Source organism: uncultured Brevundimonas sp., assembly GCF_963977465.1.
In the GTDB taxonomy this organism is placed as follows: Bacteria; Pseudomonadota; Alphaproteobacteria; order Caulobacterales; family Caulobacteraceae; genus Brevundimonas.
The window spans coordinates 352,129-376,614 of the sequence record NZ_CAXBOQ010000003.1 but is presented as its reverse complement, the minus strand read 5'-3'; the positions used below and the strand labels follow the sequence as shown (position 1 = coordinate 376,614).

At 68.5% G+C, this 24,486-nt stretch carries 20 protein-coding genes and 1 other RNA gene; 6 read left to right on the top strand and 15 right to left on the bottom strand.

All coding sequences use genetic code 11. The features are described 5' to 3' along the window. Nucleotides 1-30: 30 nt before the first annotated feature. A complete protein-coding gene (locus tag AAC067_RS08785; protein ID WP_339931577.1) occupies nt 31-1,143 on the top strand; it encodes a glycosyltransferase family 4 protein in 1,113 nt (370 codons plus the stop codon). Nucleotides 1,144-1,248: 105 nt separating this feature from the next. Further along, entirely contained in the window at nt 1,249-3,396 is a 2,148-nt protein-coding gene (locus AAC067_RS08780; RefSeq protein WP_339931575.1) for an amylo-alpha-1,6-glucosidase, read from the top strand. Here the strand turns inward: AAC067_RS08780 and AAC067_RS08775 are convergent. Further along, nucleotides 3,383-4,459, bottom strand: coding sequence for a dienelactone hydrolase family protein (locus tag AAC067_RS08775; protein WP_339931573.1), 1,077 nt, complete (start codon nt 4,457-4,459; stop codon nt 3,383-3,385). The genes AAC067_RS08780 and AAC067_RS08775 overlap by 14 nt on opposite strands. Before the next feature lie 93 nt (nt 4,460-4,552). Continuing rightward, nucleotides 4,553-5,599, bottom strand: a complete 1,047-nt coding sequence (gene mutY, locus AAC067_RS08770) for an A/G-specific adenine glycosylase (RefSeq protein WP_339931571.1) — start codon at nt 5,597-5,599, stop codon at nt 4,553-4,555. Between the two features lie 21 nt (nt 5,600-5,620). Here mutY and AAC067_RS08765 point away from each other — a divergent pair, with 21 nt between their 5' ends. The 4 genes from AAC067_RS08765 to smc all read left to right on the top strand — a co-directional run bounded on the left by AAC067_RS08765 (nt 5,621) and on the right by smc (nt 11,017). After that, nucleotides 5,621-6,190, top strand: coding sequence for a DciA family protein (locus AAC067_RS08765; protein ID WP_339931569.1), 570 nt, complete (start codon nt 5,621-5,623; stop codon nt 6,188-6,190). Nucleotides 6,191-6,292: 102 nt separating this feature from the next. After that, on the top strand, nt 6,293-6,943 hold the full coding sequence (locus AAC067_RS08760) for a DsbA family protein (protein ID WP_339931567.1): 651 nt from the start codon (nt 6,293-6,295) through the stop codon (nt 6,941-6,943). Nucleotides 6,944-6,948: 5 nt separating this feature from the next. Further along, complete coding sequence (locus AAC067_RS08755; protein ID WP_339931565.1) at nt 6,949-7,557, top strand: thioredoxin domain-containing protein; 609 nt, start codon at nt 6,949-6,951, stop codon at nt 7,555-7,557. Between the two features lie 22 nt (nt 7,558-7,579). Continuing rightward, a complete protein-coding gene (gene smc / locus AAC067_RS08750; RefSeq protein WP_339931563.1) occupies nt 7,580-11,017 on the top strand; it encodes a chromosome segregation protein SMC in 3,438 nt (1,145 codons plus the stop codon). On the opposite strand, the gene AAC067_RS08745 is transcribed toward smc, so the two are convergent. From AAC067_RS08745 to AAC067_RS08685, 13 genes are all read right to left on the bottom strand, one after another. Continuing rightward, nucleotides 11,014-11,880, bottom strand: a complete 867-nt coding sequence (locus AAC067_RS08745; RefSeq protein ID WP_339931561.1) for a WecB/TagA/CpsF family glycosyltransferase — start codon at nt 11,878-11,880, stop codon at nt 11,014-11,016. The genes smc and AAC067_RS08745 overlap by 4 nt on opposite strands. A 47-nt stretch (nt 11,881-11,927) precedes the next feature. Continuing rightward, nucleotides 11,928-13,034 (bottom strand): undecaprenyldiphospho-muramoylpentapeptide beta-N-acetylglucosaminyltransferase, encoded by a 1,107-nt coding sequence (gene murG / locus AAC067_RS08740; protein ID WP_339931559.1) that lies wholly within the window; start codon nt 13,032-13,034, stop codon nt 11,928-11,930. Nucleotides 13,035-13,102: 68 nt separating this feature from the next. Continuing rightward, the gene (gene ftsW / locus AAC067_RS08735) at nt 13,103-14,281 is read right to left on the bottom strand and encodes a putative lipid II flippase FtsW (RefSeq protein WP_339931557.1); all 1,179 of its coding nucleotides are present in this window, start codon (nt 14,279-14,281) and stop codon (nt 13,103-13,105) included. Then, complete coding sequence (murD, locus tag AAC067_RS08730; protein WP_339931555.1) at nt 14,278-15,663, bottom strand: UDP-N-acetylmuramoyl-L-alanine--D-glutamate ligase; 1,386 nt, start codon at nt 15,661-15,663, stop codon at nt 14,278-14,280. Before murD ends, ftsW begins: the two co-directional genes overlap by 4 nt. A gap of 4 nt (nt 15,664-15,667) precedes the next feature. Next, entirely contained in the window at nt 15,668-16,777 is a 1,110-nt protein-coding gene (gene mraY, locus AAC067_RS08725) for a phospho-N-acetylmuramoyl-pentapeptide-transferase (protein ID WP_339931553.1), read from the bottom strand. Continuing rightward, the gene (gene murF / locus AAC067_RS08720) at nt 16,777-18,213 is read right to left on the bottom strand and encodes a UDP-N-acetylmuramoyl-tripeptide--D-alanyl-D-alanine ligase (RefSeq protein ID WP_339931551.1); all 1,437 of its coding nucleotides are present in this window, start codon (nt 18,211-18,213) and stop codon (nt 16,777-16,779) included. Before murF ends, mraY begins: the two co-directional genes overlap by 1 nt. Then, the gene (locus tag AAC067_RS08715) at nt 18,206-19,660 is read right to left on the bottom strand and encodes a UDP-N-acetylmuramoyl-L-alanyl-D-glutamate--2,6-diaminopimelate ligase (protein ID WP_339931549.1); all 1,455 of its coding nucleotides are present in this window, start codon (nt 19,658-19,660) and stop codon (nt 18,206-18,208) included. The genes murF and AAC067_RS08715 overlap by 8 nt, the downstream gene beginning before the upstream one ends. Further along, nucleotides 19,657-21,402 (bottom strand): penicillin-binding protein 2, encoded by a 1,746-nt coding sequence (locus AAC067_RS08710; RefSeq protein ID WP_339931547.1) that lies wholly within the window; start codon nt 21,400-21,402, stop codon nt 19,657-19,659. Before AAC067_RS08710 ends, AAC067_RS08715 begins: the two co-directional genes overlap by 4 nt. Beyond that, nucleotides 21,399-21,839, bottom strand: a complete 441-nt coding sequence (locus tag AAC067_RS08705; protein WP_339931545.1) for a cell division protein — start codon at nt 21,837-21,839, stop codon at nt 21,399-21,401. The genes AAC067_RS08710 and AAC067_RS08705 overlap by 4 nt, the downstream gene beginning before the upstream one ends. Then, entirely contained in the window at nt 21,836-22,789 is a 954-nt protein-coding gene (gene rsmH / locus AAC067_RS08700) for a 16S rRNA (cytosine(1402)-N(4))-methyltransferase RsmH (protein WP_339931543.1), read from the bottom strand. Before rsmH ends, AAC067_RS08705 begins: the two co-directional genes overlap by 4 nt. Beyond that, nucleotides 22,786-23,256 carry a division/cell wall cluster transcriptional repressor MraZ gene (locus tag AAC067_RS08695; RefSeq protein ID WP_339931541.1) on the bottom strand — a complete coding sequence of 157 codons (471 nt, stop codon included), beginning with the start codon at nt 23,254-23,256 and terminating at the stop codon, nt 22,786-22,788. Before AAC067_RS08695 ends, rsmH begins: the two co-directional genes overlap by 4 nt. A 291-nt stretch (nt 23,257-23,547) precedes the next feature. Next, an RNA gene (gene rnpB / locus AAC067_RS08690) (RNase P RNA component class A) lies at nt 23,548-23,940 on the bottom strand. A 61-nt stretch (nt 23,941-24,001) separates the two neighbouring features. Continuing rightward, nucleotides 24,002-24,481, bottom strand: a complete 480-nt coding sequence (locus tag AAC067_RS08685) for a DUF6678 family protein (RefSeq protein ID WP_339931539.1) — start codon at nt 24,479-24,481, stop codon at nt 24,002-24,004. Nucleotides 24,482-24,486: the final 5 nt, after the last annotated feature.

Below are 24,486 nucleotides of genomic sequence, written 5' to 3'. Positions count from 1 at the left end.
CCTGTGGTTGCGGACGGCGGAGTTTCGGACATGAAAATCGCCCAGGTCACCCCCCTTTATGAAGCGGTTCCTCCCAAATTGTACGGGGGTACAGAACGGGTTGTGGCCCACCTGACCGACGCCCTTGTCGACCTCGGCCATGAGGTGACCCTGTTCGCCAGCGCCGATGCCGAAACCCGGGCCCGGCTGATCCCGGTGCGTGACCAGGCCATACGCCTCGACCCCCGGCCGCTGAAGTCCGACCTGGCGGCGCACATGACCCTGCTGGCGACGGTGCTGGAGCACGCCGACGATTTCGACCTGATCCATTTCCACACCGACATGATCCATTTCCCCTTCTTTGCAGGGATGGCGGGCAAGACCATCACCACGCTGCACGGGCGGCTTGATCTGGAGGATCTGGCCAAGGTCTACGAGCGCTGGAGCGAGTTCGGCCTGGTGTCGATCTCCGACGACCAGCGACGGCCGATGCCATTCGCCAACTGGCAGGCGACGGTGCATCACGGCATGCCGGCCGAGCTGTACGAATTCTCGGCGCGCTCGCAGGGCTATCTGGCCTTTCTCGGTCGCATCTCGCCGGAGAAACGGCCCGACCGGGCCATCCAGATCGCCACAGCCCTGGGCAAGCCGCTGAAGATCGCGGCCAAGATCGACGCGGCCGACACCGTCTATTGGGAGACGGTGATTCAGCCGATGATCGCCGACAATCCGCTCATCGAATTCGTCGGTGAGATCAGCGACCATCAGAAATCCACCTTCCTCGGCGGGGCCGAGGCCCTGCTGTTCCCGATCGACTGGCCCGAGCCGTTCGGCCTGGTGATGATCGAGGCCATGGCCTGTGGCACGCCGGTCGTGGCCTTCCGTTGCGGCTCGACGTCAGAGGTGATCGAGGCGGGGAAGACCGGATATCTGGTCGAGACGCTGGAACAGGCGGTCGCCGCCGCCGGGCGGGCACACCTGCTGGACCGCGAGGCAATCCGGGCCCGCTTCGAGTTACGCTTCTCGGCCACGGCGATGGCGCGACGCTATCTGGACGTTTACGGCGACCTGCTGGCACGGCGGCCCTATGCCGAGCTGCCCCGAGCGACGGCCTCGACGTTGCGAGCGGTGGACGAAGCCCGGACGTTCGCCTCCATCGCCTGAACCCCGGCAACCTGGGGGCTTGATTGAACCCTCCCCCCTCTCAATGGTTACGGTTCGCGTGAAGGCCATCACCACCGACCCGACGACCGGCGAGGACATACCCCTTTGGACGACACCTACAGCGTGACGACGACGGCCAAGGAAACGACCGAACCCGCCGGCCTGGAACAGTTGCTGGCGCTCAAGAACGCCGACACCTTTCTGGTCGCGGACGCCTGGGGTGATCTGAAGGGCGGGGCCGACGGCCTGTTCGATCACGACACCCGGCTGCTGTCCCGATTTGTCATGACCGCCGGCGGCGCACGGCCGTCCCGTCTAAGCTCGGGTGTCTCCCAGGACAACGTCTATTTCTCGTGTCATTCGACCAACCGGCCGCTGCCGCCGATGGGCGGCAAGGGGGCCCCGGCGGGCGTGCTGCACATCGAGCGACGGCGGTTCCTGTGGGGCCGCCGGATGTTCGAGCGAGTGCAGATCTGCAACCACGGCATCGAGGACGTGCTGCTGCCGCTGGCGTTCGAATTCGGTGCCGATTTCGCGGATATTTTCGAGGTCCGCGGCACAATGCGCAAGGCACGCGGGACCGTCGAACCACCGGTTTGCGGCGGTCGCGACGTCACCTTCCGCTACACCGGCCTGGACGGGGTCGAGCGATCCAGTAGCCTGAGATTCTCGGAGCCACCGGCCCGACTGACGCCGCAACGGGCCGAATTCATGTTCAGCCTGCCCAAGGGCAAGCAGGTCGACCTCTATATCGAGCTCGGGGCCGAGGTCGACGAGGTGCCCAATGCCGAGCGCTGGCGGCTGAACGGGGTAATCGCGCAGTTGGCGATGCGGTCGCGTCGGCGCAGTGGCGCGTCGCTGCGCGGGCCCGGCAATCCACGCTTCAACCATTGGCTGGACCAGTCGCGGGCCGACGTGGCGCTGCTGACCACCAACCTGCCGACCGGACCCTATCCCTATGCCGGGGTGCCCTGGTTCTCGACCCCGTTCGGACGCGACGGCATCATCACCGCCTGGCAGCTGCTGTGGCTGGACCCGTCACTGGCCAAAGGGGTGTTGACCTATCTGGCGGCGCGGCAGGCGACCGAGACCTCGGCCTTCCAGGATTCCACGCCCGGCAAGATCATGCATGAGACCCGCGGCGGCGAAATGTCGGGCCTGGGTGAGGTTCCGTTCCATCTCTACTATGGCGGGGTCGACACGACCCCTCTGTTCATCGCCCTGGCCGGAGCCTACGCCCGCCGCAGCGGCGATCTGGATCTGATCCGCGAGCTGTGGCCCAACCTGCTGGCCGCCGCTGAGTGGATGCGCGATCATGGCGATTCCAACGGGGACGGCCTGATCGACTACGCCCGGGCGGCCGACACCGGCCTGTCCAACCAAGGCTGGAAGGACTCCGAAGACTCCATCTTCCACAGCGACGGAAGCTTCCCCAAGGGGCCGGTCGCCCTGCTGGAAGTTCAGGGCTACGCCTACGCCGCCTGGCGGGCCATGGCGGACCTGGGTCGACGGCTGGGCGATCATCGCGCGCGCGGATGGCTGGAACGGGCCGAGCTGTTGCGGGCGAAGGTCGAGGACCTGTTCTGGATGGAGGACGAAGGCTTTTACGCCATCGCGCTCGACGGAGACCGCGCGCCGTGCGGGGCCATCGGCTCGAATGCCGGCCATCTGCTGTTCACCGGCCTGCCGAGCCGCGAGCGGGCCCTGAAGGTTACCCAGCGGATGCTGTCGGGAGAGTTCCGGACCGGCTGGGGCCTGAGAACCCTGGCGCGCGGACAGGTCCGGTTCAATCCGATGAGTTATCACAATGGTTCGGTCTGGCCACACGACACGGCGATCGGGGCCGCGGGCATGGCGCATTATGGCGAACGCGATGCGGTGAGCCTGCTGATGGGCGAGATCTATTCTGCGGCCAGCCATTTCGACATGCGGCTGCCGGAGCTGTTCTGCGGCTTCGAGCGCCAGCCGGGCGAACCGCCGATTGCCTATCCGGTCGCCTGCCTGCCCCAGGCCTGGGCGGCGGGTTCGGTGTTCCTGATGATGCAGGCGGTGCTGGGACTTCAGGTCGATGCTTTCGAACAGACGGTGACCATCACCAATCCATCCCTGCCCGCGGGTATCGAGCGTTTGACGGTGACCGGCCTTCAGGTCGGAGACGCGCGCACCGACCTGTTGTTTCGCCGGCTGGGCGATCAGGTGGCGGTCACACCCCGCAACAAGGTCGGAACGCTGAAGATCGTCACCCTGCGGTAGGGGTTTTGTGGTGCCCGTTCCCGGTGTCTGCGCCCGCCGATACTGCCGCTGACGACGCGGCGAGATGCGCTTCGAAAAAGGTCACGACCGCGCGGTTGAAGGTCTTATGGAAGGCCACGCGATCGAAGTCGGGACCATCCTTGCAGAGCAGGGGCGGACCAATCCGGCATGGCCGAAGAAATGCTAAATGTCCGGCACCCGGCACGCTGTGGAATTCGGGTGGGTTCGGCAACAGTCCCCTGACGATCCCGGCGTTCGTCGCATAGGGAACCGACTGATCCTCGGCACCGCTCCAGAGCTGCACCGGCACCCGGACTGCCGCGAGCCCCGCCGGTTCGAACGTGAAGCCCAGCCCCGGGGCCGCGATCACCGCTGCCGAGATCCGGGTATCGTGCGTCCAGCTGGCGGTGCCGGGATCCTGAATCGGTGCTTCGGCCCGGCGAAGCTGGCAGACGAACTCGGGATGGCTGGCGCACTGGGTCTCGACGCGGTCGAGATCGGGCACGCCGCCGATCGAGATCAGCCCGGTCGTCGCCCCGGCCGAAAAGCCGAACAGACCGACGCGCCTGCCATCCAGATAAGCCCGGTCTCTCCAGGTGTTGAGCATGAAGTCGGCGACACGACTGATGTGGCGTGACCGGTCGACCAGCCAGTGCGACGTGCCGACCGCACTGTCATCCCTGAAATTATCACCTGTGTGGGTCGGCGCGACCACCACGAAACCGGCCTCTGCCAGCGCCAGGGCCGTATCGACATGGCTCATGGCACCGCCGCCGGTGCCATGGGAGAGGATCACCAGCGGCAGACCTGCGCCCGCCACGCGCCCCCGGGCGGCGACCCACTGTGCCGCCGACGGCAGGAGGACAAAGCCCGGTTTGCTGTCGGTCGGATACCAGATGTCCACGGGGATCGGCGGATGGCCTGCATCAACGACGACCGCCTGCTGAACACCGACCGGGCTGGCGGGCCGAAGCGCCGTGGCAAAAGTGTAGATCACCAGCGCCCCGACCAGAGCCACAACAGCGACAGCGAGACCCGCGAGGATTTTCAATGCCAGCTTCAAAGGACCCGGGCTCCCCACCCTGAGCGCAACCTGACATAAGCTAGGCCCGCAGTCCGTGCTGCTATGACATTGAGTGCGGGTCCTGAAAAGCTCTCAGAATGCCCGACTTGCCGCGACTGCCTTGTCCAGCGCCTTGCGAAAGACGGTCGGTAGCCCCGCCCGCGCGTCTTCGACCGGCGTCCACAGCAGATTTCCCTCTCCCGTTGCGATGCTGACCTCAAGCGTCAGGGCAAAATGGGTAAAGACGTGGGTGACCGTTCCCGCCACCTGCCAGTCGGTTGCGATCGGGGGGACCACGGCCATGTCCGGCGAACCCCAGTCCGTCGTCGGCAGGCCCAGCATGCCGCCCAGCAGCCCCTTGGCGGGCCTCTGCTCCAGACCCACCCAGCCGCGATCATCGAACAGCACGAAGGCGGTGCCGAAGCGACGGGGCCGGTCGGCCTTCGCCGTCTTCAGCGGATAGCGTTCAGGCCTGCGGCCCGCGAGGCCGGCACAGTGGGCGGTCAGTGGGCACAAGTCGCACAGCGGGGTGCGGGGACGGCACACAGTGGCCCCCAGATCCATCAGGGCCTGGGCCCAGTCACCCGGACGGTGATCGGCGATCAGGCCGCCCGCCAGCCGCTTGAGTTCCGGTTTGGCGGCGGGCAGCGGCGTCTCGACCGCGAACAGCCGGGCCATGACCCGTTCGACATTGCCGTCGACGACATTGGCCGGGCGATCGAAGGCGATCGCCGCCACGGCCGCCGCCGTATAGGCCCCGACCCCGGGCAGGGCCAGCAGGCCGGCCTCGGTGTCCGGAAAGATACCGCCGTGGTCGGCGCTCACGGCCCGGGCGCAGGCCAGAAGGTTGCGGGCGCGGGCGTAGTAGCCAAGCCCGGCCCAGGCGGCCATGACCTCGGCATCCGGGGCAGCGGCCAGGGCCTCGACCGTCGGCCAGCGATCGAGGAAGGTCCGGAAATAGGGGGTCGCGTGCGGCACGGTGGTCTGCTGCAGCATCACCTCGGACAACCAGACCCGGTAGGGGTCGTTCGCCCCCTCCGAGCGCGGGGCAGCGCGCCACGGCAAGGTCCGGCCATGGGCGTCGTACCAGCCCAGCAGGGCGGCGCGGATCGTGGGGATGTCGCAGGGGACGGATGCCATCCCGCGCGCTATACAGGCGAAATGCGCCGCGATCTGCCCACTGACAGCGAAGTGCGCGAGATCCTCTCGCGCCGACGGACCCGGCCCCTGCCCCGGTCCGCGCCGCCGGCCGGTCGCGCCCTGGCCCCGCTGATCAAACAGCTGGACGCGAAATTCGGCCGCAGCGCCGGAACGCTGGAGCCGCGCTGGCGCGAAATCGTCGGTGATCGACTGGCCCGGGTCACGCGGCCGCAGAAATTGACGCGCGGCAAGGGCGGGGCCGGCGGCACGCTGGAACTGCGCGTGGCCGGACCCGCAGCCCTGCTGGTGCAGCACCAGTCGGAAGACATCCTGGCCCGGGTCAATCTGTTCCTCGGCCCCGGCAGCGTCGACCGGCTGCGCATCGCCCAGGGCCCGATCAATCCGCCGTCGGACCTGGCGCGTCCGGCCAACCGCATCGGCCCGTCGGCCCCACCGCTGTCCGCCTCGGCCGAGGCCGAGCTGGACGCCTCTCTCGGCCCGGCTCCGGACGGGCTGAAGGCCGCCCTGCAGCGCTTGGGTCGCGCGGTTCTGGCGGTGGACAAGCCCGGGAGCGATAATCGCCGCCGTTGACAAACCTTTGCCGCACCTGTTCTCGAAAGCTATCGACACGCGCGTTTCCGGGGGAATCGCGCGATCGTCCCGAAATCCGTCCCCCGTTCGAGGAAGTCATCCATGCGCGACACGATCACCGGCAAGTTCCGCTACGGCACGATGAGCCGTCGCGCGGCCATGACCGCCGCAGCCCTCACAGCCATGGCCGCCCTCGCCGGTTGCAGCGGCGGCAACGGTGGCGCTGCCGCTGAAGGCGACATGGCCCTGGGGGCCGCCGAAGGGGCCAAGGTCACCGTGATCGAATATGCCTCGGTCACCTGCAGCCATTGCGCCATCTGGCAGGAACAGGTCTGGCCCGAGTTCAAGACCCGCTATGTCGACAACGACAAGGTCCGCTACATCTTCCGCGAATTCCCGACGCCGCCGGCCGACATCGCCGCCGCCGGATTCCTGATCGCCCGCTGTGCCGGCGAGGACAAATATTTCGACGTGATCCATGAAATCATGGCCAGCCAGCGCGAATGGCAGGCCGGCGTGCCGCCACGCTCGACCCTGGTCCGCGTCGCCACCGGGGCCGGCCTGAGCGAACAGGAGTTCCAAGCCTGCGTCAGCGATGAGGCCGCGATCAAGGCGCTGGACGCCCGCGTCAAGGCCGGCGTCGACGCCGGGGTCAACTCCACCCCGACCTTCCTGGTCAACGGCACCCGCGTGGTCGACACTTCGCTGGAAAGCCTGTCGTCGGCCATCGACGCCGAACTGGCCAAGGGCTGAGCGCGATGACCCTGGTCCGGCGGCTGGTCCTTTCAATGCTGATGCTGGCGTTCGCGCCGGTATCGGCGCTGGCCGGGTCACCGCCGGCCGTCACCGCCGCGGACCGGTTCATCGGCCGCGCCGATGCGCCGGTCACGGTGGTGGAATACGCCTCGTTCGCCTGTTCGCACTGCGCGGACTGGCATCTGGTGGTCTATCCCGAGTTCAAGCGTCGCTTCATCGATACGGGTCAGGTCCGGCTGGTGTTCCGCAACCTGCCGACCGCACCGGCGTCGATCGCCGTGCCGGCCGCGGCTCTCGCCCACTGTGCTGCACCCGAGCGCTTCTATGACGTGGCCGGGACCCTGATGCAGGGACAAAGGGCGGTTCTGAACGGCGGGGACCAGACCCTGTGGTTCGACAGCGCCGTGGCCGTCAGCGGGCGCACGCAGGCCGAAATCGACGCCTGTGTCGCCTTGCCTGCGACCCGGGCGGCCATCGACGCTGACATCGACGGGGCCATCGCCGCCGGTGTCGACAGCACCCCGACCCTGTTCGTCAATGGCCAGCGGGTCATGGATCGCAGCCTGGGCGGTCTGGCCGCGATGATCACGCCCCTCGTCGCCGCGCACTGACCACGGAGAGTCGGGAACCGTAATGCAGTTCCAGCGCCTTCGGCTCGTCGGTTTCAAATCCTTCGTCGACCCCGCCGAGGTGCATATCGAGCCGGGCCTGACCGGCGTGGTCGGGCCCAACGGCTGCGGCAAGTCCAATGTGCTGGAAGGGCTGCGCTGGGTCATGGGGGCCAATTCAGCCAAGGCCATGCGCGGTCAGGGCATGGACGACGTGATCTTCGCCGGGGCCGCCGACCGCCCGCCGCGCAGCCACGCCGAGGTCCAGCTGACCATCGACAACGCCCAGCGCCGGGCCCCGCAGCCCTTCACCGACTCCCCCATGCTGGAAGTGTCGCGCCGCATCGACCGGGGTCAGGGCTCGACCTATCGCATCAACGGCAAGGAGGTGCGGGCCCGCGATGTGCAGTTGCTGTTCGCTGACGCCTCGACCGGGGCCAACAGTCCCGCCCTGGTGCGGCAGGGCCAGATCAGCGAACTGATCGCCGCCAAGCCGCAGAACCGGCGGCGTATTCTTGAAGAGGCAGGCGGCGTGGCCGGCCTGCACACCCGTCGCCATGAAGCCGAGCTGAGGCTGAAGGCGGCCGAGACCAATCTGGACCGGCTGGACGACATCGGTCGCGAACTGGAGACGGCGCTGACGCGGCTGAAGCGCGAGGCCCGCCACGCCGAGAAATACAAGAAGATCTCGGCCGAGATCCGGGCCCTGCAGGCGGCGCTGCTGTTCGTCCGCTGGAATGATGCGCGGCTGGCGGCCGAGGCGGCGGCGGCTGAACTGGCCGAGGCGGACCGCGCCGTGGCCGAGACGACCGGGGCCGCGGCGCGGGCCCAGACCGCAGCGCTGACGGCCCAGGAGGGACTGAAGCCCGCGCGCGAGGAGGACGCTGTGGCCGGGGCCCTGCTGCACCGGGCCTCGCTGGAGCGGGACCGGCTGGACATGGCCGAACAGGCAGCCCGGGCCGAGGTCAACCGGCTGACCGCCGAAGTGGCACGGATCGCCGCGGACAGTGATCGCGAGGCCAATATGGCCGGAGATGCGACCGCCGAACTGGCGCGACTGGGCAGCGCCATCACCGAACTGGAAGCCGAGGTCGCCGCCGCGCCGACGCGGACGCCGGAACTGGAACAGGCGCTGGCCACGGCCGAGGCCGGACGGGCCGCCGCCGATGCCGAGGTCGAACGGGTTGCCGGCACCGTGGCCTCGGTCGAGGCCCGGGCCAATGCCGAGACCACCCGCAAGCGCGATGCCGAGGCACGGGTCAGCCGGGCGGCCGCTGCCCTGGACAGTGCCCGCCGCGAGCGGGAGGCGCTGGGACCAATGGAGACGCCGGACCTGGCGGCGGCTCGCGAGACGCTGGACCGGGCCCATACGGAATTGCTGGCAGCGCGCGCTGCCGTCGAAGCGGCCGAGGCTGAACGCGGTGACCGGGCCCGGGCGGAACAGGTGGCACGCGAGGCTGCCCGCGCGGCCGAGGATCGGCTGGGACGGCTGCAAACCGAGGCGCGGGGTCTGGCGCAACTGCTGACCACGGGCAAGCGTGACCATCCGCCGGCACTGGATCGGGTCAGCGCCGACAAGGGCTATGAGGCCGCGCTGGCCGCTGCGCTGGGCGACGATCTGGACGCCGCTCTGGACAAGGCAGCGGCGGCCTACTGGGCCGGGGCCGAGGTGCCCGCCCCGGTCTGGCCGAAGGGCGTGTGCCCCCTGTCCGACCATGTGCGCGCGCCCGATCAGCTGGCCGCCCGTCTGGCCCTGTGCGGCATCGCCGAACGCGGGCAAGTCGCGACCCTGGCCGGGGACCTGCCCACCGGGGCGCGTCTGGTGACGGTCGAGGGTGATCTGTACCGCTGGGACGGGTTCGTGACCCGGGCCGAAGCTCCACGACCGGCGGCGATCCGGCTGGAGCAGCGCACCCGGCTGGCTGAACTGGAATCCGGGATCGACGAGGGCAAGCCGGCGCTGGATGCAGCCCAGACCGCTCTTAAGGCGACCGCCGAAGCCTTCCGCACGGCCGAGGAGGCGGTGAAGTCGGCGCGACTGGCCCCGTTCGCCGCCGACAAGGCCGTCACCGCCGCCCGCGACCGGGTCGAGGCCCTGGGCCGGGATCAGGCCCGGCGCGAAGCCAGGGGCCAGGCGCTGGACGAGACCCTGGAGCGGCTGGAGACCGAGGCCAAGGCGTCCGGCACGGCGCTGGACGAGGCCTTGTCCGTCGAGTCCCCGTCGGAGACACTCGACAGCCTGCGGGCAGAGCTGGCCGAGGTCCGCGCGGCGGCCGAGGTCGCGCGCAGCCGGTCCGCCCAGGCGCGGGCCGAGCGCGACGGCGAGGCGCGCGAACGGGCCGGACGCGAGTCCCGGCTGACCGGACTGGTGCGTGAACGCGACAGCTGGAGCGCCCGATCGCGTGACAGCGCCGCGCGCGTGATCGCCCTCGACAAGGACCGAGAGCGTACCGCTGCCCTGCTGAAACAGGCTGAAGGCGCGCCCGAGGCGCTGGCGGCCAAGCGGTCATCGCTGCTGGATGCCCTGGCCGCCGCCGAGACCCGGCGCAAGGCCGCCGGCGATGCCCTGGCCGTGGTCGAGACGGCGGCAATCGAGGCCGACCGTACCGCGCGCGCAGCCGAGGGCACGGCTTCGGCGGCGCGCGAGGCGCGGGCCGGACTGGCGGCGCGGGCTGAATCCACCGGCGAACGCCTGGCCGAGGCCGAGGCCACCGTGCGCGAGACGGCCCAGATGTCGCCCGGGGAACTGGGCCAAAAGCTGACCGATGACGCCATCGCCCGCCCGCCCGACGCCGCGGGAGCCGAGAGCCTGCTGTTCGGGCTGGAGCGTGAGCGCGAGGCCCTGGGGGCGGTCAATCTGCTGGCCGAGGAAGAGGCCGACGAATACGACGGTCGGCTGAACAGCATGCGGATAGAGCGGTCGGACTTGACCGGAGCCATCGCCAAATTGCGCGACGGTATCGACGAACTGAACGCCGAGGGTCGCGAACGGTTGGTCGCCGCGTTCGACATCATCAACGATAATTTCAAGGCCCTGTTCGAGACCCTGTTCGACGGCGGTCAGGCCGAGCTGAAGCTGGTCGAGAGCGACGATCCGCTGGAGGCCGGGCTGGAGATCTTTGCCTGTCCGCCCGGCAAACGTTTGTCGGTGATGAGCCTGATGTCAGGCGGCGAACAGGCGCTGACGGCGGCGGCGTTGATCTTCGCCGTCTTCCTGGCCAATCCGGCCCCGGTCTGCGTGCTGGACGAGGTCGACGCGCCGCTGGACGACGCCAATGTCGATCGCTTCTGCCGGATGCTGGACGAGATGCGCAAGCGCACCGATACCCGCTTCATCGTCATCACCCACAACCCGGTGACCATGAGCCGGATGGACCGGCTGTATGGCGTGACCATGCCCGAGCGCGGGGTGTCGCAACTGGTCAGCGTCGACCTGCATCAGGCCGAAAAACTGGTGGCCTAGCTTTCGCGAGCACCCAGACGACGGGCGGCGCGCAGATCGGCGAGCGCCGGACCCAGCAGGCTCCAAGGCTCGACGCAGTAGCGGGTGAACAGTCGCTTCGGATCGACGACCAGACGGAACAGCCACTCCAGACCAATTCGCCCCATCCAGCGCGGCGCGGCCTTTTGTTCACCGGCCTCATAGTCGAAGGCGGCCCCGACGCTGAGAATGACCGTCTGTGGCAGGGCTTCGATATTGTCGGCGATCCAGGCCTCCTGACGGGGCATGCCCATGCCCACGAACAGGACGTTCGGCTGGAACTCATTGACCGCGGCCAGGACTTCCGCGTTGTCACTCGAGCCGGCGGTGACGTCGAAATAGCCGTCGAGTACAGCGATCGTCGCCCCGGGCGTGTCTGACGACAGTCGCCGCGCGGCGCGTTCGGCCACACCCGGTGCCCCGCCGACGTACATGACGCGCCAGCCTTCGCGATTGGCCAGACTCCAGAAATGGTTGCGCCAGTCCAGATAGGTACAGCGATGGAAGGGTCGACTGGACAGGCCGATCAGCCGCCCGAACCAGACCAGGGGCGTCGAATCCAGCTGCACCAGATCGGCTCGCTGAAAGAAGCGCCGTAGCGACGGGTCGCGGCGCACCAGATAGAGGCTGTGCAGATTGTGGTTGGCGACGATCGCCTTGCGCCCGGCCCGGACCCAGCGTTCGACATGGAGCAGCACCTCCTCCGGCCGAACCAGATCGACGACCTCACCCAGCAGCGTGGCCCGTTCCTCGGGCCGGCGCTGGGTGCGGAACAGGGTGCGGGCCAGCCGACGACGATCCGGCAGGGCCGCGGCAAGATCAAAACCTGTGCGCTCGTGAAACATGACCCGACGCTACAGCTCCTGTCTGTAGGTGAGGTGTCCGAAGGCGGTTAACGGGGGATTGCCGCCTGGCCAGCCGTGGCCTCAACCAGATCGGCCAGACGGGCCGCGGCGTCGGGCAGGGCAACGGACCGGGCTCCCGCCGACATGGTCGCCAACCGGGCCGGATCGGAAAGCACCGTAGCGAGGCTGGTGGTCAGGGTTTCCACGTTCGCGTCGTCCTCGAGGATCATCACCCCCCCACCAGCCGCGACCAGTCCTGCGGCGTTGAAGCGCTGGTGGTCGTCCATGGCGATCTTAAGTGGGATCAGCACCGACGGCAGGGCCGCGACGGCCAGTTCCGAACAGGTCGAGGCCCCGGCCCGGCCGATGACCAGATGCACCGACGACAGGCGCGTGGCCATATCGGTGAAGAAAGGGGCGACCTCGGCCTTGATCCCGGCGTCACGGTAGGTGGCCTCGGCCGCCTCCAATGTCTCGGGGCGCGACTGTTGTTGCACCACCAGGCGGGCGCGCACGGCAGGCGGCAGAGCCGCCAGGGCACGGGGGGCGACCTCGGACAGGATGCGGGCCCCCTGGCTGCCGCCGGTGATCAGGACGCGAATCGAGCCCGTCGCCGTCGGGGCGGTGTAGGGCCGGTCGAACAGGGCCCGGATGTCCGGCCGCACCGGATTGCCGACCAGATGAACACGGGACGCCAGCGGGGCCGGTACCCGTTCCAGCACAGGAAAGGACGAGGCCAGGGCCTTCACATACGGAGCCAGCATGCGGTTGGTGCGACCGAGGACGGCATTCTGTTCGTGCAACAGGGTGGGGCGACGCTGGCCGATCGCCGCCAGCAGCGCCGGGGCCGAGGGATAGCCACCAAAACCAACCGCCACGCCCACATCCAGCCGCCGGAAGGCCGAGCGCGCCTGAAAAACTCCGCGACCGATAGCCAACCCGGCCTTCGCCAGGCCGAGCGGGCCCGCGCCGGTGGCCGCGTCCAGCGCGAGTCGCTCCTCGGCCGGAAAGGCCCCGGCATAGTGTTCGCCGCGCCGGTCGGTGGCCAGGACGATACGCCAGCCGCGACCGGCCAGCTCGCGGGCCAGGGCCTCGGCCGGGAACATATGGCCGCCGGTGCCTCCGGCGGCGACGACACAGACTTTTGACGACATGGACACTCCGGGATTGCCCCGCCTCCTTACGTCACGCGCGCGGCCGTGCCGAGGGCGGGCGCGTGAAATCAGGGCAGCAGGCGGCGACGCTGGGGCAGGCTGGCCCCCGGCTCATAGGCCCCGGGCCGGCGACGGGTGAGGGCCAGGGCGAAACCCATGGTCAGGCCCATGGCCAACATCGACGAGCCGCCGTAGCTGATGAAGGGCAGGGTCATGCCCTTGGTCGGGATCAGGTTCAGGTTCACCGCCACATTGATGCAGGCCTGCAGCCCGATCAGGATGAACAGACCCGCCGCGGCCGTCTGTTCGAACGGATCGTTCAGCTTCATCGCCCGGCTCATCCCGCGCAGGACGATGAAGGCGTAGAGGCCGATCATGGTCAGGGACAGGACCAGGCCGAACTCCTCGGCCCCGACGGAATAGATGAAGTCGGTGTGCAGGTCGGGGACGTGACGTTTCATCACCCCTTCACCGACCCCGCGTCCGACCAGACCACCGGCGCGGATGGCTTCGGAGGCGCGATCGACCTGATGGGTGTCCTCGACGCCGGGAGCGATGAATTTGGCCAGACGCGCACGCACATGTTCGAACAGGAAATAGATCGAGAACATGCCGGCCAGAACCATCCCGCCCAGTACCGCCATCCATTTCAGCGGCACCCCGGCCATGAAGAAAACGGCCATGAAGGTGGTGGTGATCAGCAGGGTCTGGCCGATGTCGGGCTGGATCAGCAGCAGGAAGACCGTGGCCGCATAGAAGCCGAAGGCGATGGAGACGCCGGGAACGCCCTGCCCCTTCTGGGTTTCGGCGAACATCCAGGCGGCAAAGACGATCAGGGCCGGCTTGGCGAATTCGGACGGCTGCAGGCTGAACGGACCCAGGTTGATCCAGCGCGCCGCCCCCTTCACCGTGTCACCGATAAACGGCAGCAGGGCCATGATCAGCAGCGCTCCGCACAGGGCCAGGACGGCGATGCGTCGCACACCACGTGGCGACAACAGCGACGTGGTCAGCATGATGCCCAGCCCCATCGCGGCAAAGACGATCATGCGCCAGGAATAGTGGAACGGATCGGTAATCGACTCATCGACGAGGATGGCGGCGGGGCTGGAGGCGAAGCTGAGCGCGACGCCCAGAGCCATCAGCCCCAGGGCTGCGCCCAGCAAGCCGCGATCGACGGTCCAGAACCATTTGGCGATCGGGCCCTGGTCGTTGCGCGAGAAGGCAGGGGTGTAGCCGTGGGTCATGCGCTCGCCGCCGGGGTCGCGCCCAAGGCCAGGACGGCCGCACGGAACGCCTCGCCCCGCGCCTCGAAGTCCGGATACTGGTCAAAGCTGGCGGCGGCGGGCGACAGCAGCACGACCGCCTCTACGCCCGTCGCGACCGCATCGGCGGCCGCGGCCTGAACCGCCGAGGCCATGTCCCCGCAGTCCCGGTGCGGCGTTGCGCCGAGCGTGGCGGCGAAATCGGAGGCCGCCTCGCCGATCAGATAGGCCCGGGCCACACGCGGAAACAGGTCGCGAAGGGTGTCGATACCACCGTCCTTGGCCCGCCCACCGGCGATCCAGAAACTGGCCGGATAGCTGAGCAGGGCCTGACGCGCGGCGTCGGTATTTGTGGCCTTGGAGTCGTTGATGAACTGAACGCGACCCAACGTGCCGACGGGCTCCATCCGGTGGGCCAGGCCGGGGAAGGTCATCAGGCCGCTCGCGGCTACCTCGCGCGGTACACCCAGCGCGCGGGCGGCCCCCCAGGCGAAGGCGGCGTTCTGGGCATTGTGACGCCCGGGGAGCGAACGGGCACCGGTCAGGCTGGCGACGGGCTCACCGGCGATGCTCAACACGCCATTGTCGACGCGAATCTCGGCGGGGACCGCGGTCGAAACGGTACGCACGTGCTGCCCCAAGGCCGAAAGGTCACGGGCGACGCGGCTGCTCCAGTCATCATCGAGGCTGACCAGAGCCACCGCATCCGGCCCCTGCGCCTGGAATATCCGGGTCTTGGCCGCGACATAGCCGTCCATGCCGCCGTGGCGGTCCAGATGGTCGGGGCTGATATTGGTCAGGATGGCCACGTCAGGCGCGAAAGAGGTGGTCAGATCGAGCTGATAGCTCGACACCTCGATCACATAGACGGCGTCCGGCGTCGGGGCCGGCAGGGCCAGCACGCCGATACCGATATTGCCGCCGACATGGACGGTCAGCCCGGCCTGCTGCAGCACCCAGCCGATCAGGGCTGTGGTCGTCGACTTGCCGTTGGTACCGGTGATGGCCACCACCTTGGGGCGGTCGACTTGCTGCAGGGCGGCAAAAGCACGCGCGAACAGTTCAATGTCGCCGATCACGGGCACCCCGGCCTCGGCGGCCTTCGTCACGGTCCAGTGCGGCAGCGGATGGGTCAGGGGCGCGCCGGGCGACAGCACCAGGGCGGCGAAGCCCGACCAGTCGGCCACGGTCAGGTCGTCGACATCGAAGCCCTCGGCCTGGGCCTGCATGCGGCTGGAGACACTGTCGTCCCACAGCACCGGCCGGGCACCGCCGGCCTTGAGCGCGCGCGCCGCCGTGATCCCCGACCGTCCCAGGCCGAAGACCGCGATACGCCGCCCTTCGAAACCGGGAACGGGGATCATGGCTCTACCGCAGCTTCAGCGTGGCCAGACCGGCCAGGGCCAGCATGGCCGAGACGATCCAGAAGCGGATCACCACCGTCGATTCCGGCCAGCCCAGCTTTTCGAAATGGTGGTGGATCGGGGCCATCAGGAAGATGCGCTTCTTGGTGGCCTTGAAATAGGCGACCTGGATCATGACCGAGGCGGCCTCGATCACGAACAGACCACCGACGATACCTAGCACCAGTTCGTGCTTGGTTGCCACGGCGATGGCCCCGAGCGCGCCACCCAAGGCCAGTGAACCCGTGTCACCCATGAAGATCTTGGCCGGAGGGGCATTGTACCAGAGAAAACCCGTGCCCCCGCCGATCATGGCCGCACAGAATACTGCCAGCTCACCGGCCCCCGGCACGTGATGGATCTGCAGATATTCCGAGAAGATGAAATTGCCGACCAGATAGGTGATCACGCCGAAGGCCGCCGCCGCCATCATCACCGGCACGATGGCCAGGCCGTCGAGGCCGTCGGTCAGGTTCACGGCGTTGGAAAAACCGACGATCGTGAAGGCGGCGAACACGACATAGAACCAGCCGATGTTCAGCAGCACCGCCTTGAAGAACGGGAAGGCGATCGAGGTTTCCAGATTGGGCGTGGTCGGCGAGGCCGTCATCCACAGCACGGTCAGGATTCCCGCGACCACGGCAATGGCGGTCTGGGCCAGCAACTTCTGCTTCGAGGTCAGTCCCGCCGAGGACTGTTTGGTCACCTTGGAATAGTCGTCGACGAAGCCGAGCACACCGAACGCCGCCGTCACCAGCGAAACGATCCAGATATAGGGGTTGGTCAGGTCGCCCCACAAAAACACCGCCACGGCGATCCCGGCCAGAATCATCAGTCCGCCCATCGTCGGGGTGCCGACCTTGGACAGGTGACTGATCGGCCCGTCGGCGCGGATCGGCTGGCCCTTGCCCTGTTTGGCGCGCATCCAGGCGATGAAGCGACTGCCCATGGCCACCGCCACGATCATGGCTGTGGCCATCGCCAGAACGACCCGCACGGTCTGGTACTGAACCAGATTCAAAAGCGGATAATCCTGCGCGATGTCAGCGTAGTAGAGGTAGAGCAGATAGAACATCAGACGCTCCCTATTGCGTCGTTGAACCGGGCGTCATGGCGGCGTTCGAGATCGGCCAGGGCGGCGGCAACCAGAGAGGCCTTCGATCCATTGGAGCCCTTGACCATGACGACGTCACGAGGGTTCACCAGATCATCAGCGTGTTCGGCGAGTTCGGCGGCAGTGGCGAACCACAGGCCGCGGCGCTCGGGAGGAACGGCATCGTAGAGATGGCGCATCTGCGGTCCGGCGGCGTGGACCACATCGATGGCGGCAGCCTCGATCACCTCGGCCAAACCCTCGTGCAGCGCGCGCGACTGGTCACCCAGTTCCAGCATGTCCGACAGGGCGATGATACGACGCCCGCCCGGCGCGACGGCGCGCGCGCCGAGGCTGAGAAAACCGGCCCGCATCGACAGCGGATTGGCGTTGTAGCTTTCGTCGATCAGGGTGAAGGCCCCGCCCGCCAGCGTGACGCTGCGGATCTGACCCCGCCCGACCAGGGGTTCGAAGTCCGACAGGGCGGCCAGCGCCGTCTCGATCGGCACATCAAGCGCCTCCAGCATCAGGATCACGGCCAGGCTGTTCAGCCCCCAGTGGAAGCCGGACTGGCGCAGGTTGAAATGATGGGTACGCCCGCGGACTTCGGCCGAGACGCGCGCGCCGTCCGGACCGGGCCGGAAATCGATCAACCGCGCATCATGGCCCGGCTCGGAACCGAAGGTGGCGATGCGGGCGCCGGCGTGGAGGGCGGCCTGGTGCAACATAGGCTGCCATAGGTTGTCACCGTTGATCACGGCCACGCCACCGGGACCGAGGCCTTCGAAGATGGCGGATTTCTCGCGCGCGATGCCGGTCTCGCCGTCGCTGAAGCCCTCGATGTGGACCGGGCCGACCGTGGTCACGCAGGCGGCATGGGGCTGGACCATCCGGCTCAGCGGGCCGATTTCGCCGGGTGCGTTCATGCCGATCTCGAACACCGCCCGTTCGGTCGAGGCCGGCATCCGGGCCAGGGTCAGGGGCACGCCGATATGGTTGTTGTAGCTCTTGATCGAGGCATGGGCCGGACCGGCCAGATCAAGCCCGGCCTTGATCGCCTGGGTCACGCTGGTCTTGCCGACTGAGCCGGTAACGGCCCCGCGCCGCACCTGCGGAGCCCGGTCCCGCGCCGCTGCGCCCAGCGCCTCGAGCGCCTTCAGGGTGTCGGGCACGACGATACAGGGACCGCCGTCGACCGGATGTTCGACCAGGGCCCCGGCCGCGCCGGCGGCAAAGGCCGAGGCGGCGAATTCATGCCCGTCACGCGCGCCCCTGAGGGCGATGAACAGGTCGCCGGGCACGATCTCGCGGCTGTTGTAGGTGATGCCGTTGGCCTGGAAGGCCCCGCCCTCGATCCGGCCCCCGGTGGCCAGGGCGATGTCGGGAGCGGTCCAGAGGGGCGGAGCGGAGTCAGGCATGAACGCGGAGGGCCTCGGTCGCGACGGTGGCGTCGTCGAACGGGTGAGTCACCCCGTCGACGATCTGACCCTGTTCATGCCCTTTTCCGGCGATCACCACCACATCCCCGTCGCGCATCATGGCCACGGCCTCGGCGATGGCCTGGGCGCGGTCGCCGATCTCCAGCGCCTCGGGACAGCCGGCCCGGACGGCCTTGCGAATGGCGGCGGGATCCTCGGAACGGGGGTTGTCGTCGGTGACGATGGCCACATCGGCCAGCCGGCCGGCGATTTCGCCCATCAGCGGCCGCTTGGCCCGGTCGCGGTCACCACCGGCCCCGAACACCACGATCAGTCGACCGCTGGCATGGGGCCGCAGGGCGGCCAGAACCGTCTCAAGTCCATCGGGCGTATGGGCATAGTCGACATAGACCTCGCCGCGGGTGGCACCCGGGATGCGCTGCATCCGACCCTCGGCACCCTTGAGCGTGGACAGGGCCGCCAGCACCCGGTCGGCCGACTCGCCGGCGGCGATGCACAGACCGGCCGCGACCAGGGCGTTGGACGCCTGGAAGGCCCCGGCCAGTGGCAGCAGCACATCGTGCAGTTCACCGCGGACCTCGATGGTCAGACGCTGACCCTCGGCGGTCGGACGACGCTCGATCAGCGTCAGGTCACGGCCGCGCTGGCCGACGCCCAGCACGCCCAGACCCGACATGATGCTGGCCGAGGCGAAGCCGGAATAGACGTCGGAGTCGGCATTGAGCACCGCTGTGCGGCCGCGCGGCAGCAGGGTCTCGAACAACCGCATCTTGGCGGCGCGATAGCCGTCCATGGTGCCGTGATAGTCGAGGTGGTCCTGGGACAGGTTGGTGAAGGCCGCCGCCTTCAGCGACACGCCATCGAGGCGGCGCTGGTCGATCCCGTGCGACGAGGCTTCCAGCGCCAGATGGGTCACGCCCTGACCGGCCAGCCGGGCCAGCAGCCGGGCGGCGTCGGCGGCGTCGGGACTGGTCAGGCCGGGCGGGGTCAGGGCCTCGCACAGCGAACCGGACTGGGCGACGACGCCCAACGTGCCCATGCTAGCGGCCTTGATGTCCAGCGCCGCCCAGATCTGGCGGCAGAAGGTGGCGACCGAGGTCTTGCCGTTGGTGCCGGTGACGGCGACGCAGACGGCCGGCTGGACCCCGTAGAAGCTGCGGGCGGCGATGGCATAGGCGCGCCGCACGTCGCCCGAGGTGACCAGCACCGGGGCCGAGTTGTCGGGGGTGTCCTGCGGGGCCAGCACCGCCGCCGCGCCGCGCGACAGGGCCTGGGGGATGAAGGCGCGACCGTCGGCAACGGTGCCCGGCAGGGCCACGAACAGCGACCCGGGGACGACCTGGCGGCTGTCGGCTGTCAGCCCCGTGATCACGGGGTCAGAACTGACGTCGCGACGCAGCAGGTCGGACAGGCGCAGGCCGCTCATCGCACGCCCCCGTCTGCCGTTGGCTCAGCGACGATGCGTTCGCCAAGGGCCGTGCGCCAGGCATCGGCGCGGCGCTCGACGCCGAGGAAGGGGGCGATGCGGTCGGCGATACGGCCCACGGCAGGAGCGGCGACATAGCCGCCGGTGCGCGGCCAGGCCGAGGGCTCGTCCATCAGGATCAGGATCGAATAGCGGCGCGCGTCGATCGGGCCGTCCGCGGGGAAGACGGCCGCGAAGGTGCCGACGGCGTGGGTCGGGTCGTAGCGTCCCCCGACCAGTTTGTTGGCCGAGCCGGTCTTGCCGCCGACGCGCAGGCCCGGGGCCTCGGCAAAGCCACCCGAGCCACGCACCACATTGAGGCGCAACAGATCGAGCAGGGTGCGCGAGGTCTCGGGCGAGACCACCTGTCGACCGCGCACCGGGGTGCCGTCACCCTTGCGCAGGGTGAGGGGGATGAAGCGCCCGCCGTTGGTCAGGGCCCCCATGGCCACGGCCATCTGGGCCGGGGTGATCATGATGCCGTAGCCGAACGACAGGGAGGCCAGGGTGGAGTCGTCCCAGCGGCGCGGACGCCGCGGGCGGGCCGATTCCTTCAATTCGATCGGGGCCGCATCCATCAGGCCGAAGCGGGTGAAATAGTCGCGCATGACCGATCCACCCATCTCGACGGCCAGCCGCGAGGTGCCGATGTTCGAGGAATGGAGATAGACCTCCTCCAGCGTCATCACGCGATTCTGGGCGTGGAAGTCGGTGATCCGACGGTTGCCGATCATGAAGGCTTCCGAGGCGTCGAACCGGGTGCTCATGTCGGCCGTGCCGGTGTCGAGACCCGCGGCCACAGTGAAGGTCTTGAACACCGAACCCATCTCGTAGTGGGCCGAGGTCACACGATCGAGGCGGTCACTGGTCGGCCAGCTGGCCAGACCGAGGACCTCGCCGGTCTGAACGTCGGTGATGATGCCGACCGCACCCTTGGCCCCGTTGGCCTCGGCGGCCGCGGCCAATTCGTTCTCCAGCACACCCTGGACCCGCAGATCGATCGACAGGGCGAACGGCACGCCGCTGGCCCCGGCGGCACGAATTTCATCATTGAAGGCCAGCTCTGCCCCCGAGATCCCGATTCCGCCCGTGTCAGCGTCACCAATCAGATGGGTAGCCGACGTGCCCAGCGGATAGACGCGCCGGTCTTCCGGTTCGAACGACAGACCGCCCAGCGCCAGGGCGTGCAGCGTTCTGCGTTCGGCGGGCGTGAGTCCCGGCATGACGATCAGACGTCGGTCCCCGTTCAGGACCTTTTTCAGCCGCGTCGCGGGCACGGCCGGCAGGGCCTGGCGGATCTGCCGCTCGGCTGCGGCGCGGTCCCAGACCTCGGCCGGATCGATATAGAAGGCGTAGTGGACGATATTGGTGGCCAGCAGGGCCCCGTTGCGGTCGACCAGATCGCCCCGCACCAGGGCGTTCGAATTACCGGCATAGCCGCCGCCACCGCGCGGAACCATCAGGGCCGAATGGATCGCCCCCGCGGCCAGGGCCGCGAACACCAGGGCGAACAGGCCCAGGATCAGGAAGATCCGGACCCGCGCGTCTTCCTCGGGCCGGGCGTGGGCGCGGGCGCGGCCGAAGGCATGTTCGACCCACCAGATGCCCTCGGCGAACCAGCGCCAGGTCGGCGATACCCGCCGCCCCGGCGATTGACCCGGTGCCGGACGATCATAGGCGGACGGATGATCCTGGGTGCTCATCGACCGGCCTCCGGACCCGGAACGACCGGGCTTTCGGCGGCGGCGGCATCAACGGCGGCAGCGGTTGTCGGGGCGATGATGACGGGACGCGGTTCGGGCACAGGCGCGATCGCGGCGAGGCTCTCTTCGCTCGTCCGGCGATGGACGTCGACCGGGGCCAGACCGGCACTGCGCGACAAGGCCTCCAGCCGACCGGGCTGTTCCAGGCGCGCGACCTCGGCCCGCAGCAGGCGCACCCGCTCGCCGTTGTCGTCGATCTCGCGGTCCAGCTGACTGATGCGCACACCCTCGCGGGCCGCGCCCGCCTTGGCCACATAGACCGAGAAGATCATGATCGCGACCAGCAGCAGGCCGATGATCTCGACCCAACGGATGCCGTGCACCTTCCAGTCGAACAGGCGCTGGAAGCCATTGCGGGGGGCGGTCCACATCGTCATGCGGCGATCCCTCCCCATGGGGCGGCATCGGTGCGGACGGCGGCGCGCAGCTTGGCCGAACGGGCGCGGGGGTTGGCGTCCAGCTCATGCTGGTCGGCATCATGCGCGCCCTTGAACTGCAGGGTGAAGCTGGGCTTGCGGGTCTCGATCTTCACCGGGGCATGACGCGAACCACCGGGGGCGTTGCCGGTCCGCTCGGTCAGGAAGGCCTTGACGATGCGGTCCTCGAGCGAATGGAAGGTCACGACCACCATCCGACCGCCCGGCGACAGGCAGGCCTCAGCGGCCTCGAGCCCGGCACGCAGCTCGCCCAGCTCGTCGTTGACGGCGATGCGCAGGGCCTGGAACACGCGCGTGGCCGGATGGATCGGCGCACCCCGACGGCCACCCAGGGCTTTTTCCACGACGGCAGCGAGGTCCAGCGTCCGTTCGAACGGCTGCTCGACCCGGCGACGCAGGATGGCGGTGGCGACCCGGCCCGACTGGCGCTCATCACCATACAGTTTGAAAATGTGGGCCATCGGCCCGTGATCCCAGGTGTTGACGATGTCGGCGGCGGTTTCGCCCTCATCGCCCATCCGCATGTCGAGCGGACCGTCGCGCATGAAGGAGAAGCCGCGCTCGGCCTGGTCCAGTTGCATCGATGAGACGCCGATATCGAAGACCACCCCGTCGAGCCGGTCGCGACCGCTGTCCGTGAAGGCCTGGGTCAGGGCTGAAAATGGCGTGCGCACCAGGGTGAATTGGCCGGGAAAGTCGTTGGCGACCGCCTCGGCAAAGGGCTGGACCGTCGGATCGCGATCGAGAGCGATAACCTCGGCCCCGGTCGCCAGGATGGCGCGCGTATAGCCGCCGGCCCCGAAGGTGGCGTCGATGATCACATCGCCGGGCCCGGGCGACAGGGCGGCGATGACCTGGTCGATCAGGACGGGGGCGTGGGGGGCGCTCATCCGGCCCCGCCCGGCTTGATCGCCTGACGCCGCATTTCACCGAACTGGGCCAGACCGGCCCGGGCCGCACGGCGTTGTTCGGCGCGATGGGTTTCCCATTTGTCGCGGGCCCAGATCTGGAACCGGTCGCCGACGCCATAGAGGACGACCGCCTCGGACAATTCGGCTTCGGCGCACAGGGATTCCGGCAGGGTGATGCGCCCGCCCGAGTCATAGGCCAGGGCCTTCTGCTCGCCGTAGATCGCGGCCTCCAGCGCCGAACGATAGGGGTCGCCGAACGGCAGGCCCTCGATCACGCCGCGGTATTCGGCGAACAGCCGGTCACCGCCGGCCTCGAGGCAGTCGGCTTCAATGGAAGGAAAGCAGAAGACGCCGTGTTCCGCGCCGTTTTCAGCCGTGCGGAATTCCTGGGGGATCAAGAGACGGCGCTTGCCGTCCAGCTGCTTCTCGAAGGTCGAGAGAAACACGCTCTGCCCTATCGGACCCTTAGGTCCGCCCCTGAAATCCGTGACGCGCCCTATGCGACGTCCCTCAGCCCCAAAATCATGTCATTGGGATAGCATGGGATCAGATGGGCCTCAATGGGATTAGTTGACACTTTTTAACCAAGTTCACGGCCCGCCGACAACATCGTGCCGGGAATTGCAGAACATACACAGAACACGGCAAGTATAAACACCCTGTGGACAGAGAATGCGCCCGTCGACTGATGCAGGGGTTAACGCCCCCATGCCGGGCCGGGGCGATCTGAAGGGAAAAGTGTCAGACGGCCTGTAAGCCGGGTTCTGTCCCCTGGGCCCGGCCGAAGCCGGACGTCGGGTGACGATCATTCCTCTGGACCGCCCGTTGCCGGACGGTTCTCGCGACCTACCCGGATGCCTCGGGCGGTGAACCCTGCGGCCGAAACCGCGCGACATCCCTATTCGGTCTTGCTCCAGGCGGGGCTTGCCATGCCGTCGCTGTTACCAGAGACGCGGTGGGCTCTTACCCCACCCTTTCACCCTTACCGGTCCCGCAGGGCCGGAGGTTTGCTTTCTGTGGCGCTATCCCTCGGGTCACCCCGGGCGGGCGTTACCCGCCGCCTTTTCACCGTGGAGCCCGGACTTTCCTCGACAGGCGCACGCGCCCGCCGCGACCGCCCGGCCGTCTGACGGGGGACAGATGGGCGTTTCGTCCGGGCACGTCAATCCACCAACGGACGGGACTGGGGGCTCAGCCTCCGGCACCGGGATCCAGCGTGGGATCGCCCGTCGCATAGCCATGGATCCAGATCCCGCGATCATCCTCGCGATAGGGAATGTTGAGGCGCGACAGGGCGGCGCGTAGCGCCCCGGAGCAATCACCGACGGGCTTCAGCGGCACCAGCGCCCCCTCCTGCCGCCACAGCCGCGGGATGATCCGCAGCCATTCGATCGCATACAGGGGCTCAAGGCATTCATCGCACCAGCAGCCTGGATCGATCTGCTGGTCAGAGGGCCACAGCGGTTCGGGGCGCTCCAGCACGTCGTGGCGTTGGTAGGGTGGCGCGAACGGCAGGTCCCTGATCGCGGCCCGCAGTTCGGTCCAGCGCGTCTGGTTCATGACCGAGCCCAGCCCACGCCGCTCGACCTCGGCCCGGACGCGGGCCCGGTGTTTGATCCGGCGCTCCCGGTCCTGCTGCCTCAGAACCTCGATGTCCGGGTCGCCGACCATGGCCG